Consider the following 15,095-nt stretch of genomic DNA (forward strand, 5'->3'; position numbering starts at 1 on the left):
ATGTTTTACCCGTTGCTTTGCTACGATTTGTTCAAATCGAAACGGTCCAATTGCATCACTTTGGTCCAAGCTTGCACGAAGTCATTAACAAACTTCTCTTTACTGTCGTCTAACGCGTAAACTTCAGCCACAGCACGAAGCTCCGAGTTCGAACCAAAGATCAGATCAACGGTGGTTGCGGTGTATTTTTGCTCACCGGTGTTGCGATCGCGGCCGACAAAAATCGACTCGTCATTCGCTGATTTCGACCATTCGGTGTCCATGCTCAGCAGGTTGACGAAGAAGTCGTTGCTCAGCGTACCCGGTTGATCGGTGAACACACCATGATCCAACCCTTTATAGTTGGCGTCCAGAGCGCGTAAACCACCAATCAAAACGGTCATTTCAGGCACCGTCAGATCAAGGGTATCCGCTTTATCGACCATCATCTGTGCGGGGTTCAGGCGGCTCTCATCACTGTAGTAGTTACGGAAGGCATCCGCAGTTGGCTCCAGGAATGAGAACGAATGCACGTCGGTGAGCTCTTGAGTGGTGTCATTGCGACCCGGAACGAAGGGCACACTCACCTCATAACCGCCATCTGCAGCGGCCTTTTCAATCGCTGCGGCACCAGCCAGCACAATGGTGTCGGCCAGTGAAACTTGTTTATCACCGGACAAATCATCATTGAAGTCGGCGCGCACCTCTTTCAGTGTGGCCAGTACCCGCTTTAACTCTTCCGGGTTATTGGCTTCCCAGTTAAGTTGTGGCTCCAGCGCAATGCGAGCACCGTTGGCACCACCGCGCAAATCCGTAGCACGGAAGCTTGACGCCGCTGCCCAGGCAGTACGCACCAATTCTGAAACCGTTAAACCAGAGTCCAGAATACGCGCCTTCAATTCGGCTACGTCATTGTCATCGATGAGGGTATAGTCGATTTCAGGAATCGGATCCTGCCACAGGAAGTCCTGCTGCGGCGCATCATCACCTAAGTAAACCGCTTTTGGACCCAAGTCACGGTGAGTCAGTTTAAACCATGCGCGGGCAAAGGCCTGCTCGAACTCTTCCGGGTTTTCCTGGAAGCGTTTTGCAATCTTGCGGTATTCAGGATCGAATTTTAGCGACAAATCGGTGGTAAACATGATCGGCGCTGAGCGTTTACCTTCGACATGAGCGTCAGGCACTAAGTTGGATGCCTGACCATCTTTCGGAATCCACTGAATCGCTCCGGCCGGGCTACGAGTCTGTTCCCACTCAAAATTAAACAAGTTATTCAGGTATTGCATCGTCCACTGGGTCGGTGCGGCCGACCATGCCCCTTCCAGGCCACTGGTGATGGTGTCTTCCGCATTTCCTTTACCACAGTTGTTTTTCCAGCCAAGACCTTGTTGCTCGACCGGTGCCGCCGCGGGTTCTGCTTCCAGACATTCCTCAGGACTGTGAGCGCCGTGTGCTTTACCAAAAGTATGGCCGCCGGCAATCAAGGCAACCGTCTCTTCATCATTCATTGCCATGCGCGCGAAGGTGTCACGAATGTCTTTCGCTGCCAACAGCGGATCCGGGTTACCATTAGGACCTTCCGGATTCACATAAATCAAGCCCATCTGCACCGCTGCCAGTGGGTTTTCGAGCTCGCGATCGCCTTTATAGCGTTTATCGCCTAACCACTCTGACTCTGGTCCCCAGTAAACAATATCCGGCTCCCACGCATCAACGCGGCCACCGGCGAAGCCAAGGGTTTTAAAGCCCATGCTTTCCAACGCAACGTTACCGGTCAGGGTCATCAAGTCACCCCAGGAAATCGAACGGCCATATTTTTGCTTGATTGGCCATAACAAGCGACGGGCTTTATCCAGGCTGACGTTATCCGGCCAACTGTTCAGCGGTTCGAAACGCTGTTGACCACCGGAGCCGCCACCACGGCCGTCCTGTACCCGGTAGGTACCAACACCGTGCCACGCCATACGAATGAAGAACGGGCCATAGTGACCCCAGTCCGCCGGCCACCAATCCTGTTCGGTGGTCATCAGCGTTTCAATATCCTTCTTCAGTTGCTCCAAATCCACCTGCGAGAAGGCTTCCGCGTAGTCGAAGTCTTCCCCCATGGGGTTCGATTCCGGGCTATGCTGACGCAAGGGTTCGAGGTTTAATCGGTTCGGCCACCAGAAGCTGTTTTCTTTCGCTTCCTGCATCGCGCCATTGTGATGGTATGAGGGTTTGTCCTGAGCGTGCGCAGAACCTGCTGACATCGCCATTGTCACCGCCAGCGCGACCGCCGACAGTACCGGTATTTTTTTTGCGTTCATGATTGAAGTCCTTTCGGTTATTGGTTTAATTACAACAACGTTACAGCCACGCAAATACTATAGACGACCGGTGGAAAAATGAGAGTGCAAAATTCATTGGAAAAACAGATTGTCCTAATCGACAGCTACTTCAAAATTTATTAAAAATTATTTCAATAAAAGCTCAATAAAAGATTGATTCAGCCGAAATGAATACTATAGTGCAACAGTGATATGACATACATCAAAGGCGACTTGTAACATATGCGCAACAATCAACCGGTTACCCAAACGGAATATCGCTTCCCTGAAAACCAACGCTTAATCTCTTCCACCGACCGACGCGGCAATATCGAATACGTGAATGATGCCTTTTTGGAAGTCAGTGGTTTTAGTCACAAAGAACTGATTGGCGCGCCTCACAATATTGTCCGTCATCCCGATATGCCACCGGCGGTTTATGAAAATATGTGGCAGACCATCAGTCAGGGCAAACCCTGGATGGGGCTGGTTAAAAATCGCCGCAAGAATGGTGATTATTATTGGGTCAGTGCTTATGTCACCCCCATTTTCGAAGGCAACACCATCACCGGCTATGAATCGGTACGCGTGTTACCGAGCGAGGAGCAAAAGCAGCGGGCGGCACGGGTTTACGCGCGCATGCGCCAGGGCAAAAAGCCGTTCTCGTTGTTTGACTTTATCCGTTACTACACCCGTCAATTAGCACCGGTTTGGTTACCCGCCCTAGTCGCTATCATAATCAGCCTGTTGCTGATTGGCTGGAGTGCGGCGGCCATCCTATTGGTGACGGCGATTGTAACCTGCATAACCACCTGCTGGCATCACGAAAGCGCCTTCAAACAACTCATAGCGTTGCGCCCTGACGCCTTCACCAACAGAATTGTGGCATACACCTACTCGAAAGACGGTGGCGCCAAGGCACAGCTGGAAATGATGATACGCAGCGAGGCCGCGCGCTCACGCACCGCCATTACCCGCGTTGAAGACTCGGTTGAGAAACTGGGCAGCATTGTCCGCGCCACCCGCGAGCAAGCCGCTGCCAGTAATGCACTAATTGAAGAACAGACCAGTAAAACCCAGGACGTTGCATCGGCGATTAACCAGATGTCCACGTCCATCCAGGAAGTGGCCGACAGTGTCGAGAATAATGCGGAAAAATCAGAAACCGCAGCCCGTAACGTTGACACGGGCGTCGCCGTTGCGGGACAGGCGTTGCAAGCCATTAACCGCTTAAGCGACTCGGTCGCTACCATCGCCAAGACCGTAGAAGAACTGTCGGGTTCCACCAACGAAATCGGTAAAGCAGCGGATCTCATCACCACCATTGCCGAACAGACCAATCTGCTTGCCCTAAACGCTGCCATTGAAGCGGCTCGGGCCGGTGAACATGGCCGCGGTTTTAGTGTGGTAGCCGATGAGGTACGTACACTGGCCACAAAAACCCGCAATTCAACCGAAAGCATTCATAAGATTATTGAAAACCTGATGCAAAAAGCTCAAAATGCGGTACGCGTTTCGCAGCAGGGCGAGGACGCAGCCAAAGAAGGCGTCGAAATGGTTGGCAAAACGGAAACCGCACTGGAAGAAATTCGCCGCGCGGTACAATCAATCAATGAAATGACCATCCAGATGTCATCAGCCGTTGAGCAACAAAGTAACGTGGCCGAACACATTAACCAACAAGTAACGGATATTGCCGACAGCTCTCGTACAGCGCGCGATAACGCGAACGAAACGTCACGCTCAAGTGAACGTCTGCAGCAAACAACGGATGAATTACACCAATTGATTCAACGATTTAGCAGTAAACACTAAACCATGATGAAACGCAGTAGCTGGCCGGTATCGGCTGAACAGCTGTTACAACAGACCGAAGTCCTTACCGGCAGTGGCTCGTGGTGTTTAAACCTCGCGACGAATCAATTGCTTTGGAGCGAACAGACTTATCAATTATTCGAGCGCCCGCTTGATAATCCCATCAACCTCGATGACGCACTCGGCTATTACCCCGACCCCTTTCGCGCACAGGTACTGCAGGCAATCGATGAAGCGTTAACCGGTAAAGAGTCATGGCAGTTTGAGAGTAAAATCATAACCGCCAAGGGCCAGGTTAAGTGGGTAAAAAATAACGGCGCTCTGTATCGAACAGAAGCGGGAAGTCCCTATTTATTCGGTTCCGTGCAGGATATTTCGGTCACCAACGATACCCTTAACCAGCTTAAACAAAGCTCAGCATCACTGAACACCGTTCTTGATAATATTCTCGATGGCGTCATCACCATCGACAGTTATGGCATTATTCAAGGCTTCAGCCGTCCGGCCGAACGCATTTTTGGTTACCGGGCCGATGAGGTGCTGGGAAAAAATATTAAGCTGTTGATGCCAAACCCTTACGCCCGCGAGCATGACCAGTATCTGGCCAACTACCTCTCAACCGGTAAACGAAAGATCATCGGCACCGGTCGTGAAGTCAATGCTCGGCATAAAGACGGTACCATATTCCCTATTGATTTGGCGGTCTCAGAAACCGAAACTCATGAGGGTAAACGCTTTATCGGTACCGTCCGCGATATCACCCAACAAAAAAACACCGCCGAGCGAATCGAATTTCTTTCTTATTTCGATCGCCTGACCGGCTTACCCAATCGCGTGCGGCTGTTGGAACAACTTGAACAATGGCTGGCCGAGGCGGATGTAGCCGTTGGTTGCATTAACATCGACTACTTCCGCCGCATCAATACCGTATTGGGCGAACGCGCCGGCGATGAAGCGCTACAATATGTTGCCCGTACTATCCGCGAAATCGCCCTAAAAGAAGCTATCGTTGCCAAAGATCTCGGTGACCGTTTTATCGTTGCCTGCCGCGCCCCCTACTGCGAGCCTGAAAGTACTGTGGCACGGATTCATGAGCTGTTAGCGACAATACGCGAACCCATTACCCTGAGTTGTGGTACCGATATCCATTTAACCATCAGTGTCGGTGTTGCCTTCGTCAGTCGTTACACCAAAGCTAATGACGCTTTGCTGAATGCGGAGTCGGCGCTGGAAAACGCGCGCCAATCAGGGCGTGACCAGGTGCAGCAGTACCGGGATAAAATGATTTCTTCGATCCAGCAGGATTATCGCCTGGAGAACGCCCTGCGACGGGAACTGGCAAACATAAAAACCGGTAAAGCCAGCGGTTTTGAGTGCTGGCTACAGTCCAAAGTCGACGACAGGTATCGCATCGCCGGAGCCGAGGCCCTGATCCGCTGGCGGCATGACAATGAGTTGATCAGACCCGATCACTTCATTCCGGTGGCGGAGCGGCTCGGACTTATTATTCCTATCGGTGAGTGGATGCTGCGGCAGGTAGCCCCGGTGATCAAGGCGACCGGATTACCGATTGCATGGAACGTCAGTCCCAAACAGTTCTTGCATGAACAGTTTGCCGACACCGTGTTAACGGTGATGCGTGAATACAATGCACCGCTGTCATTGTTATTTATCGAAATTACTGAAAATTTATTACTCCACGATCATGACAAAGTGCGCGCCATCATGCACCAGCTTAACAGTAAAGGTGTGAATTTTTCTCTGGATGATTTTGGCACCGGTTATTCGAACCTTCGCCGGTTACAGTTGTTACCCGTCAGTGAGCTGAAGATTGATCGCGAATTCGTACAAAACGCCTTTGAAAGTCACCGCGACCGCAACCTCCTCGATTCAATGATTTTGATGGCCCGCCACATGCGTCTGTCGATCGTTGCTGAGGGCGTCGAAACGCAGTTACAGGCCGATTATCTACGTGACAGCGGCGTCGACTTGTTACAAGGCTTCCACTTTCACAAGCCCAGCCCGATCCCCGACTGGTTGCAAACCCTCGACAACTAATCGCTTGCTGCCTCAGCAAGCGATTTGCGCGCGGGTAATGCGCTCACGGCAATGGTGGAGCCCAAGAGTAATAGAACCGATACCCCGAGGCAGGCAACCAGCCCCCACTGTTGATAAATCCAGCCGGACAGTATCGTGCCCAGCAACCGCCCGGCGGCGTTGGCCATGTAATAGAAACCAACGTCCAACGAAACACCGTCGCTGCGTGAGTAGGATACGATCAGATAACTGTGCAACGATGAGTTAACCGCAAACAGTGCTCCAAACAGACCCAGTCCAATAATGATGCTGGCGGCAACCGGTGCCGACTGCCACAACGCTATCGACAGCAACAATGGGCTGAGTGTCAGCAAAGCCCCCCAGACAACCGCTTGACGATGGGGCGCGACACGCTGTGACTGAGTAAACCTTGGTGCGACACTTTGGACAACACCGTAACCAATTACCCACAGCGCCAGAAAGCTGCCAACCTGCCAGTGCGTCCAGTTTAGCTGGCTGGCAAGAAACACCGGTAACGCCACCACAAACCAGACGTCACGTGCACCAAACAGTAAAAAGCGTGCGCCCGATAAAATGTTGATGGGACGGCTTTTTGACAGTAAGTCCTTAAACTTGGGCTTAAACTTCGCCTTACCGGACTCTTTGCGTAAAAACACTAAACTGCCGATCCAGACCAGGCTCAACATGATCGCCATGGCCAGCACCGCGCCCTGAAAGCCAATCACAGTTAACAACAACCCGCCGAGGAAGAAGCCAACGCCTTTGAGCGTGTTCTTCGAACCAGTCAGAATGGCTACCCACTTATAGAGCTGGCTTTGCTGGTCATCCGGCACCAACAATTTAATGGTGCTTTTCGCACTCATTTTATTCAGATCTTTGGCAATACCGGACAGCGCCTGAGCCGCCATCACCCAGACCACCGTTAACCAGGCAGCCGGCACCAGCAACATCGCTAACGCCACGATCTGCAACCCCAAACCGATGTTCATGGTACGGTTAAGTCCCCAGCGCGCGCCCAACCAACCGCCGAACAAGTTAGTAACCACCCCAAAAAACTCGTAAAACAGGAACAGCATGGCCACTTCCAGCGCACTGTAGCCAAGCTGGTGAAAGTGCAGCACCACCAGCATGCGCAGTGCGCCATCGGTCAGAGTAAACGCCCAGTAATTACCGGTAACCATTAAGTATTGGCGGATTGCCGGAGACAGTTTAGCCAGCATCAGCCCACCTTTTCGACCAGTTCAACAGCACGATTGGCATAGCCCCACTCATTGTCATACCAGGCATAAATCTTCACGTGAGTGCCATTAATGACTTTCGTTGATAGTGCATCAACAATGCTGGAGCGAGGATCGGTTTTATAGTCGATAGAGACCAGCGGCCGCTCTTCATAGCCCAGAATCCCTTTTAGCTCGCCTTCAGCGGCTTCTTTCAGCCAGCCATTGATTTGTTCAGCAGAGGTTGGCTTTTCCACCTCAAACACACAGTCGGTCAGTGATGCGTTGGCCAACGGCACTCGCACGGCATGGCCGTCGATCTTGTCCTTCAGCTCTGGGAAAATCTCTACAATCGCGGTGGCTGAACCGGTTGAGGTCGGAATCAAACTCATGCCACAAGCACGGGCACGGCGCAGATCCTTATGCGGTGCATCCAGAATACTCTGCGTATTGGTCAGATCATGGATGGTGGTTATCGATGCGTGTTTGATACCAATGTTTTGCTGCAACACTTTAACCACCGGCGCTAAGCAGTTGGTGGTGCAGGACGCCGCGGTTACGATCCGGTGCTGTTGCGGGTCGAACAAGTGATCATTCACACCCACCACAATGTTTAACGCGCCCGGCTCTTTCACCGGCGCCGAGACCACCACTCGCTTAACTCCCTGGCTGAGGTAGTCATTCAGTACCTTAACTTGTTTCATTTTACCCGAGGCCTCTAACACGACATCGCAACCGCTCCAGTCGTTATCAGCAATGCACTTATGCTGACTGAAACGAATACGCTCGGATCCGATCATGAGTGTTCCGTCTTCGCCCCGAGCCTCATAGCTCCAACGCCCGTGCACCGAGTCGAAATTAAGCAGATGCGCGAAGGTTTCCGCATCGGCACCGGGATCGTTCACCTGCACAATTTGCAATTCGGGATTGTCCCATGCCGCGCGCAGTGCCAAACGCCCGATACGCCCTAATCCGTTAATACCTACTTTTATCGCCATAATAGCCTCTTTATTTTGTGCTAAACCAATGCTGAGTGCGGTTAGCAAACCACACCAACGACAACATCACCGGAACTTCAACCAACACCCCTACAACCGTCGCTAACGCTGCGCCGGACTGCAACCCAAACAGCGAAACGGCGACCGCTACGGCTAATTCAAAGAAGTTTGAGGTACCAATAAGACAAGCTGGTGCGGCAATCCGATACGGCAGTTTAATCAACAGAGCAATGACAAATGCCAATGCAAAAATGCCATAGGTTTGTACCAGCAATGGGGTCGCAATCATGGCAATATCCAGAGGTCGCGTCAGCAGGATCTCCGCCTGAAAACCAAACAGCAACACCACTGTCATCAACAACCCGACGATAGACCAGGGCTTCATGCCTCGTTCAAAACCTTCCAGTGCCGTTTCACCGCGTTGTAATAACCTACGCCGGGTCATTAAACCGGCCAGCAGTGGCGCCACCACATACAAAACCACACTTAACAACAGCGTTTGCCATGGCACCACAATATCGGTTACCCCCAACAACAGTGCGGCAATCGGTGCGAAAGCAAAAATCATGATCAAATCATTTACTGACACTTGCACCAGCGTATAGTTGGCATCACCTCGGGTCAGTTGGCTCCAGATAAACACCATTGCGGTACAAGGCGCCACACCGAGCAGAATGACCCCGGCCAAGTATTCGTTAGCGGTTGACGGTTGAATGTAATCGGCGAAAACACCGTTAAAAAATAGCCAACCAACCAATGCCATCGTGAACGGCTTAACCAACCAGTTAATGATCACAGTCAGTATCAAGCCTTTGGGTTCCTTAGCGATTTGGCTGATGGATTCAAAGTTGACCTGCACCATCACCGGATAAATCATCAACCAGATCAATACGGCAATGACAAAGTTAACCTGCGCAAACTCGAGCCCCGATAACCATTCAAACACGCCGGGGATAATATTTCCTAATACGGTACCGGCGAGAATCGCAATGGCGACCCATAACGACAGCCAGCGTTCAAATACACCCATTTGTTACGTCCTTGATCTGTTGTGGTATTTTTTGCACATGATACGCAGCACTGGTGGCAATCACTTTGGCCATCCAGTCCGGTAACGCCGGATTGATTCGATAGTAGACCCAACGCTGATCTTTCCTATCGGTCAGCAGGCCGTATTCACGTAGCTGGGCCAGATGCCGTGAGACTTTTGGCTGTGACATAGCGGTCGCCTCGACAAACTGACAGACACAGAGTTCACCGTAGTGGTGCAACATCAAAATCATTTGCAAACGTAACGGATCGGCCAGCACTTTAAAAAACTCATGCGGCTCATCGAACAGTTGCGGACGAGTGCTTTGCTTACGCATGATCAGTAAAAACATTTTGATGCGCTCGGTCAGTTCGTGCGCCGTTTTCCGGAATGCATCCTGCTTTTTACTGGCAACCGGGTCGGCAAAATCCCAGGCAATAAAGCGGTGCTCACCGGCTAACGTCTGACACTCGGTGCGGGCTCGATCACACAAACTGATGACGTAATCAAAGTCATTGACGTCAACATCAGCCAACGCTGTCGAGTGCAATCCAGTACAGTCTATTCCGATCGCCTCCAGGGCTTTTAGCGCGCGTGGTTCCGGCTGTGAAGGATGAGTTCCGGCGGACGCCACCTGAAAACGGTCATCCGCCAGGTGGCGAAATATGGCCTCTGCCATCAACGAACGCGCCGAATTAGCAGTGCACAAAAATAACACACGACAGTTTGAGCGAGACACCTCAGACTCCAATACATTCGAATTACCATATATATGGTATTCCATATATTTAACACCAGCAAGATCATTTTACCGATCACTTACCGGTGAGTAATTATCATACAAAGTTTTACTTTCAGGGCTTATCCGTGTATTATCCGCGCAAATTTTGATTTTAGTCACTTTCCCATTTTTTATGAGCGCCCGAATTGCTAATAACAATTTGCTTACGCCACCCTAGCTGCTGACCCCCTGTAGCGCTCGGCGCCCCTGTGCGCCTGTCTGTAAAAAATTTCGCTGTATTCACGACTTCTCAAAGTAACTTTTAACGTTAGCTGGAACACGTCTGTCTATGTTTAAGTATTTAAAAGAACACTGGTTCTTTAACACCAAAAATGATCTGCTCTCGGGTATTGTTGTCGCACTTGCCCTTATTCCTGAGGCCATCGCCTTTTCTATCATTGCCGGCGTTGACCCGAAAGTGGGTTTGTACGCTTCGTTCTGTATCGCAGTAATTATTGCCTTTGTCGGTGGCCGACCGGGCATGATCAGTGCCGCGACTGGCGCTATGGCGCTGCTCATGGTTACCCTGGTCAAGGAACACGGGCTCGAATACCTGCTGGCAGCAACACTGTTAACCGGCGTACTACAAATCGTCGCCGGTTATTTGAAACTGGGTGAATTGATGCGCTTTGTGTCACGCTCAGTTGTGACTGGTTTCGTGAACGCTCTCGCCATTTTGATTTTTATGGCGCAGTTACCGGAATTAACCGACGTGACCTGGCACGTTTACGCAATGACCGCTGCCGGACTGGCGATCATTTATGGTTTCCCGTATCTGCCGGTGATTGGGAAAGCCATCCCATCCCCCTTAGTTTGCATCGTTACCCTGACCATCGTCGCCGTAGCGCTGGGACTCGATATCCGTACCGTGGGTGATATGGGTCAACTTCCGGATACGCTACCGGTATTTTTGTGGCCGGACGTTCCATTAACCTTGGAAACACTGTGGATCATTTTGCCGTACTCAATTGGTCTGACCGTGGTTGGTTTGCTGGAATCGATGATGACCGCAACCATTGTTGACGACCTGACCGATACCTCCAGCGACCGCAACAAAGAGTGTCGCGGTCAAGGCATCGCCAACATTGGTGCCGGCTTATTCGGCGGCATGGCCGGTTGTGCGATGATTGGTCAATCCATTATCAACGTCAAATCCGGTGGCCGAGGTCGCTTATCAACACTCACCGCAGGTGTGTTTTTGCTGATCATGATTTTGGTTTTAGACGAATGGCTCAAGATCATTCCAATGGCAGCGCTGGTTGCCGTGATGATCATGGTTTCGATTGGAACCTTTAGCTGGGGCTCCATTCGCGATCTGAAAAAGCATCCGCTTTCCACCAACATCGTCATGGTGACCACCGTTGCCATCGTTGTCGCCACCCATAACCTGGCGATTGGTGTTGCAGTTGGTGTGTTACTGGCCGCACTGTTTTTCGCCAACAAAGTCGGTCATTACATGCACGTGCGTTCAAGCATTGATAACGACGGCAAGACTCGTCGTTACGACGTCATTGGTCAGGTCTTTTTCAGTTCTTCTGAAAAGTTCATTGCCTCATTTGATTTGAAAGAAGCCGTTGATAAGGTCATTATCGACCTGTCTCATGCGCATTTCTGGGACATTACCGCGGTTAATGCGCTAGATCGGGTGGTCATTAAGTTTCGTCGCGAAGGCGCCGAGGTCGAAGTCATTGGTCTTAACGAAGCCAGCGCAACCATCGTCGACCGTTTTGGCGTGCATGATAAAGCTGACGCCGAAGACATTTTAAGCGGCCATTAAGCACTCAGTCATAAGGAGAACAACATGAGTAACGTAATCGCTTGTATCGACGGCTCGAGTGCGATGTCAGCGGTCGTTGAATCGGCCGCCTGGGCGTCAGCACAGTTAACCGCGCCGTTAACACTGTTGCATGTTATCGAAGAAGGTCATGCCGCAGCACGTCAGGATATGACCGGCCATATTGGCCTCGGTAGCCGTGAACGGTTGCTCGAAGAACTGGCGGAGCTGGATGCGCAAAAAGGTAAACTCCTGCTTGAGCACGGTCACCAACTGTTGGATGAAGCCAAACGTCAGGTGCTCGCTAACAGTAAGGTCACTGATGTTGCCATGCGCCAGCGTCATGGTGCGTTGGTCGAATCATTACTGGCATTAGCAGCTGAAACACGGCTGTTGGTGATGGGCGTTCATGGCGAAGATCATGGCGCTGGCTCACACATCGGCAGTCAGTTGGAAACCGTGTTGCGGCGGGTACATAAACCCATCTTATTGACGCCGGATAAGTTTACCGCACCGAATTCGGTCATGCTCGCCTATGATGGCAGCGCATCAACCAAAAAAGCCATCGAACTGCTCGCTAAAAGTCCGTTATTTGCCGGCATGCCGGTGCATGTCGTGATGGTCGGTGCCGATTCCGATAGCAACAACGCAGCCCTTGACTGGGCGCGTGAAGCGTTGCAGCAAGGTGGTCATCAGGTCGAGACCGCTATTGTTGCCGGCGACGTTGAACCAGCATTGCATCAGTATCAGGACCAACACCAAATCGGCATGATGGTGATGGGCGCCTACGGCCACTCAAAAATCCGTCAGTTTTTGGTAGGCAGTACCACCACGGCAATGATTGAAGCCAGTAAAACGCCGTTGCTGATTCTACGCTAATCGACGAATGGCTCGCGCCTCTGGCGTGAGCTTTGCGTTTTTACTCGAAACGCCTGCGTTTAAACAAAACCACGCGTTCACTGAGAACATGGCAGTCTAACTTAAATGCATGCGCTAACCACGCGATGGTTTGGGGGGAGTAAAAACTGACGTGTGTTAGGTCATTTTTATAATGCCAATTCTTAAATTCTGCGATGCTAGCCTTGTTCATCAAGGCGGTCATCACCCCCAGCCAACCATCCGGCTTGACCAGCTCAACGAGTTCGCGCCAACTTTCAGCAGGCTGGCGAAAATGCTCAACCACTTCAGTCGCCGTCACAAAATCATATTGCGGCTGAAGTGTTGACTTGTCCGGAAAATAGTACAGATCGTATAAATCCATCGACATGCCCTGCTCTTCCAACAGCAGATTCAGCGTAGGTCCAGGGCCGCAACCAAAATCCAACCCTCGCATACCCGGCGATAAACGCTCGATTAATGGTGTCGATAGCTGCGCTAAAAAGCGACGATAGCCGGGATCGTTGGGGTCGTTCTCATGAAAGTCATAGATAACTTTTTCATCGGCGGCGGTTAAGCGCGATTGAGGATCAGCAAACACCAGGTCGCAGCTGCCACAGCGAAAATAACGGCGCTTGCGATCCCGGCAGTATTCCACGGCCGTTGATGAACAAAGAGTGCATTGCATTGGCGTATATTACGCTAACGCATTAATTACCGTCAAAGCCTAGTGCCCTGTTCGGTGCGCGATCTTCATCTTATACATGGCGGCATCCGCTTCCGACAGTAATGCCTCACGCGATTTTTTACCATCGGAAAGCGCGAAGCCAACACTCAAGGAGGGGTAAATAAGCTGGTCTTTATACGGCAACGGACTGCGCTCGATATTCGCTTTTAATGTGTCTACAAACTGCCTAACCGAGGCTTCTTCGGTTATTCGATTCAACACAATAATGAACTCATCACCACCAATACGTGCCACCAGATCCGTCGCCCGAACCTGCATCAGCATGAGTTTTGCGATGTGTCTGAGTAACGCATCACCGGCATCATGTCCTAACTCATCGTTCACTTTTTTGAAGTGGTTTAAATCGACATTAATGATGGCAAACTGTGGTGGTGCTCCCCGGCGCGAAATTAAGCCCTCGATGTAATTCATGAGGAACCGACGATTGGGAAGCTTAGTCAGTTCATCATGAAGCGCATGTTGGCGAGCCGCATGGAAAGACCGAAACAGGGTTAGGATAGCGAGGTAAATTAACAGCGCTAACGCCGCGCTGGCTACCCACAAACCATAGAGCAGTGTTTGTTCGTTGCTATCGAGCGCCAGGTTATATTTTGCCGCCATTTGCCAACGACCCGAGGGAAGCGTGACGGGCAGCGTAAAGTCTGCCGTCTCAAAGGTTTCAGGACGACCAAAAAAGACACTCTGCTGTTGTTGGTCTTGATCATGTCGCAGTGCCACTTCAACGCGCTCAAAATCGTTAAAGCCGGCTTCTTTCATGATGGCATCATAATCAATCACCACACTGACGACGCCCCAGTATTCCAGCGAAATCGGATAGTCACTGAAAATCGGAAAGCGGACGATCAAACCAATACCGCCCTGAATCAATTCGCGAGGGCCATCAATAACCACTTTACCGCTGCGCTGCGCGCGCTGCACATATTCAAACTGGTCGGGACGATCCTGATAACGAAAGCCGAGTGTTTGCTCATTCCCGGCTAACGGATAAATGTATTGAATGGTATTGTCAGGCGCCATGGCTACATTGCGAACATGTGAGGAATCGGCCATCAGCTTTTTGGAAATGGACTGCCAGTTATCGATGGCAAACTGAGGCTCAATATTGACGACGGTGGCAAGACTGTCTGCAAGATAAACGTCTTTGAACAGGATGGCTTCAAGGGTCGATTTCGCCAGCGAAACCTGTTGTCGAGCCTGCTCCTGCTGCGCAGAAAATCGCGATGAGACATAAGCATTGGCGGCATAATTGGTGACCAAAAACCACACCACAACATAAACGCACGATACGCTAAGCACTGCAATTTTCGCACGTTTATTCATGGCGTCGGCTACCTCATCGTCACTTAAGCTAACGTTAAACTAAAATTAACAGTTACGCAACAAATGAAGGTAACACAGCCCTAGGTTTGCGAAGACCTTCTGAATAGCCCGAACCAAAATAATAGTTCAAACAGCGCGCCCGCAAGCGCAAAACTGAGCGCCCCGCTTGCCATCCCGGCACCATAAAAGAGCA

At 51.1% G+C, this 15,095-nt stretch carries 11 protein-coding genes; 4 read left to right on the forward strand and 7 right to left on the reverse strand.

The genetic code is table 11. The features are described from left to right. Positions 1 to 20: 20 nt before the first annotated feature. Complete coding sequence (gene katG / locus CWE23_RS12535; protein ID WP_126820435.1) at positions 21 to 2,285, reverse strand: catalase/peroxidase HPI; 2,265 nt, start codon at positions 2,283 to 2,285, stop codon at positions 21 to 23. Between the two features lie 243 nt (positions 2,286 to 2,528). Here katG and CWE23_RS12540 point away from each other — a divergent pair, with 243 nt between their 5' ends. Further along, on the forward strand, positions 2,529 to 4,100 hold the full coding sequence (locus CWE23_RS12540; RefSeq protein WP_105306837.1) for a methyl-accepting chemotaxis protein: 1,572 nt from the start codon (positions 2,529 to 2,531) through the stop codon (positions 4,098 to 4,100). Between the two features lie 3 nt (positions 4,101 to 4,103). Continuing rightward, positions 4,104 to 6,158 (forward strand): putative bifunctional diguanylate cyclase/phosphodiesterase, encoded by a 2,055-nt coding sequence (locus CWE23_RS12545; RefSeq protein WP_105306838.1) that lies wholly within the window; start codon positions 4,104 to 4,106, stop codon positions 6,156 to 6,158. On the opposite strand, the gene arsJ is transcribed toward CWE23_RS12545, so the two are convergent. The 4 genes from arsJ to CWE23_RS12565 are packed head-to-tail and all read right to left on the reverse strand — an operon-like array spanning position 6,155 to position 10,142. Continuing rightward, entirely contained in the window at positions 6,155 to 7,378 is a 1,224-nt protein-coding gene (gene arsJ / locus CWE23_RS12550) for an organoarsenical effux MFS transporter ArsJ (RefSeq protein WP_126820436.1), read from the reverse strand. The two genes, CWE23_RS12545 and arsJ, sit on opposite strands and share 4 nt — an antisense overlap. Continuing rightward, positions 7,378 to 8,373, reverse strand: a complete 996-nt coding sequence (locus tag CWE23_RS12555) for an ArsJ-associated glyceraldehyde-3-phosphate dehydrogenase (RefSeq protein ID WP_126820437.1) — start codon at positions 8,371 to 8,373, stop codon at positions 7,378 to 7,380. Before CWE23_RS12555 ends, arsJ begins: the two co-directional genes overlap by 1 nt. 10 nt (positions 8,374 to 8,383) lie before the next feature. Continuing rightward, a complete protein-coding gene (arsB, locus tag CWE23_RS12560; protein ID WP_105306841.1) occupies positions 8,384 to 9,403 on the reverse strand; it encodes an ACR3 family arsenite efflux transporter in 1,020 nt (339 codons plus the stop codon). Then, a complete protein-coding gene (locus CWE23_RS12565) occupies positions 9,390 to 10,142 on the reverse strand; it encodes a metalloregulator ArsR/SmtB family transcription factor (protein WP_275046270.1) in 753 nt (250 codons plus the stop codon). The genes arsB and CWE23_RS12565 overlap by 14 nt, the downstream gene beginning before the upstream one ends. Positions 10,143 to 10,473: 331 nt before the next feature. On the opposite strand from CWE23_RS12565, the gene CWE23_RS12570 reads away from it, so the two are divergent. Together CWE23_RS12570 and CWE23_RS12575 are read left to right on the forward strand one after the other, a co-directional pair. Continuing rightward, positions 10,474 to 11,961 carry a SulP family inorganic anion transporter gene (locus tag CWE23_RS12570; protein ID WP_105306843.1) on the forward strand — a complete coding sequence of 496 codons (1,488 nt, stop codon included), beginning with the start codon at positions 10,474 to 10,476 and terminating at the stop codon, positions 11,959 to 11,961. A 24-nt stretch (positions 11,962 to 11,985) separates the two neighbouring features. After that, positions 11,986 to 12,837, forward strand: a complete 852-nt coding sequence (locus CWE23_RS12575) for a universal stress protein (protein ID WP_126820438.1) — start codon at positions 11,986 to 11,988, stop codon at positions 12,835 to 12,837. 40 nt (positions 12,838 to 12,877) lie between these two features. On the opposite strand, the gene CWE23_RS12580 is transcribed toward CWE23_RS12575, so the two are convergent. Together CWE23_RS12580 and CWE23_RS12585 are read right to left on the reverse strand one after the other, a co-directional pair. Further along, entirely contained in the window at positions 12,878 to 13,522 is a 645-nt protein-coding gene (locus CWE23_RS12580) for a class I SAM-dependent methyltransferase (RefSeq protein WP_126820439.1), read from the reverse strand. Positions 13,523 to 13,561: 39 nt separating this feature from the next. After that, positions 13,562 to 14,902, reverse strand: a complete 1,341-nt coding sequence (locus CWE23_RS12585; protein ID WP_105306846.1) for a diguanylate cyclase domain-containing protein — start codon at positions 14,900 to 14,902, stop codon at positions 13,562 to 13,564. Positions 14,903 to 15,095: the final 193 nt, after the last annotated feature.

The sequence above is a fragment of the Idiomarina aquatica genome (assembly GCF_003987185.1).
GTDB classification, from domain to species: Bacteria; Pseudomonadota; Gammaproteobacteria; order Enterobacterales; family Alteromonadaceae; genus Idiomarina; species Idiomarina aquatica.

What these genes read in the sequence shown, in the direction of transcription:
- arsB (WP_105306841.1), bottom strand. Translation starts at nt 9,403, where the DNA reads ATGGGTGTATTTGAACGCTGGCTGTCGTTATGGGTCGCCATTGCGATT.
- CWE23_RS12575 (WP_126820438.1), top strand. Translation starts at nt 11,986, where the DNA reads ATGAGTAACGTAATCGCTTGTATCGACGGCTCGAGTGCGATGTCAGCG.
- CWE23_RS12540 (WP_105306837.1), top strand. Translation starts at nt 2,529, where the DNA reads ATGCGCAACAATCAACCGGTTACCCAAACGGAATATCGCTTCCCTGAA.
- CWE23_RS12580 (WP_126820439.1), bottom strand. Translation starts at nt 13,522, where the DNA reads ATGCAATGCACTCTTTGTTCATCAACGGCCGTGGAATACTGCCGGGAT.
- CWE23_RS12585 (WP_105306846.1), bottom strand. Translation starts at nt 14,902, where the DNA reads ATGAATAAACGTGCGAAAATTGCAGTGCTTAGCGTATCGTGCGTTTAT.
- CWE23_RS12555 (WP_126820437.1), bottom strand. Translation starts at nt 8,373, where the DNA reads ATGGCGATAAAAGTAGGTATTAACGGATTAGGGCGTATCGGGCGTTTG.
- katG (WP_126820435.1), bottom strand. Translation starts at nt 2,285, where the DNA reads ATGAACGCAAAAAAAATACCGGTACTGTCGGCGGTCGCGCTGGCGGTG.
- CWE23_RS12570 (WP_105306843.1), top strand. Translation starts at nt 10,474, where the DNA reads ATGTTTAAGTATTTAAAAGAACACTGGTTCTTTAACACCAAAAATGAT.
- CWE23_RS12545 (WP_105306838.1), top strand. Translation starts at nt 4,104, where the DNA reads ATGATGAAACGCAGTAGCTGGCCGGTATCGGCTGAACAGCTGTTACAA.
- arsJ (WP_126820436.1), bottom strand. Translation starts at nt 7,378, where the DNA reads ATGCTGGCTAAACTGTCTCCGGCAATCCGCCAATACTTAATGGTTACC.